Origin of the sequence: Streptomyces sp. NPDC057654, assembly GCF_042800135.1 — a bacterium.
GTDB lineage: Bacteria > Actinomycetota > Actinomycetes > Streptomycetales > Streptomycetaceae > Streptomyces.
Genome location: NZ_JBHVHQ010001478.1, coordinates 1 through 1,047, shown reverse-complemented (window position 1 = coordinate 1,047; position 1,047 = coordinate 1). Strand labels below are relative to the sequence as shown.

Below are 1,047 nucleotides of genomic sequence, written 5' to 3'. Positions count from 1 at the left end.
CATCGACCTCGTGCCCGGCAGCGCCCCCGCCGACGGCGCGCTGCCCGCACTGCTCCCCCAGCGCGGCGGCGGCCCGTACAACACCGCGGTGGCGCTCGGCCGGCTCGGCTCGCCGGCCGCCTTCTGCTCGCGCGTCTCGACGGACGCCTTCGGCGAAGCGCTGCTGGCGGAGCTGCGGGCCTCCGGCGTGGACGTGGCTCCGGTGCAGCGCGGCCCGGAGCCGACGACGCTCGCCGTGGCCAGCATCGGCGCCGACGGCTCGGCGGGCTACGGCTTCTATGTCGAGGGCACGGCGGACCGGCTCTTCGAGCTCCCCGACGCACTCCCGGAGGAGACCCGCGCCCTGTCGCTGGGCACCTGCTCCCTGGTCCTGGAGCCGGGCGCGAGCGCGTACGAGGCCCTGCTGAAGCGCGAGGCGGGGCGCGGCGTCTTCACCGCGCTCGACCCCAATATCCGGGCCGGGCTGATCCCGGACGCCGCCGCCTACCGCGCCCGCTTCCGCTCCTGGCTGCCGCATGTGACGCTGCTCAAGCTGTCGGTCGAGGACGCCGAATGGCTCGCGGACGGCGCTGACGTCGACGCCGCGCTGGCGGACTGGCTGGCCGCCGGCCCCGCCGCCGCCGTCCTGACCAGGGGCGGCGACGGGCTGAGCGTACGGACCCGGGCCGGCGACACGTACGCGGTGCCCGGCGAGCGCGTCGACGTCGTGGACACGATCGGCGCGGGCGACACGGTGAACGCGGCCCTGCTCCACCGGCTCGCGGAGCACAAGGCGCTCTCCCCCGCCGACATCGCCTCGCTGGACGCCGCGCAGTGGCGCGACATCCTGGGGTTCGCCGCCCGGGCCGCGGCCGTCACCTGCTCCCGCGCCGGGGCGCAGCCCCCGTACGCGTCCGACCTCGCCTGAGAAAACGCCCGCCGGAGCCGGAGAACACGGCGGTCCGGATGCTCCTGGAGCGGCCTCCGGGGCCGTACGGGAGCGGCGCACACTGAGCCCGAGAAGCCGCACCGGCCGCACCTCGGCCCGTACCGTCCCGCCGCCGACCG

At 77.0% G+C, this 1,047-nt stretch carries 1 protein-coding gene; it reads left to right on the top strand.

Annotated features, from left to right (window positions below):
* The first annotated feature begins 1 nt into the window (after position 1).
* Positions 2 to 907, top strand: a complete 906-nt coding sequence (locus tag ACFU99_RS44490) for a carbohydrate kinase (RefSeq protein WP_384404614.1) — start codon at positions 2 to 4, stop codon at positions 905 to 907.
* The last annotated feature ends 140 nt before the right edge of the window (positions 908 to 1,047 follow it).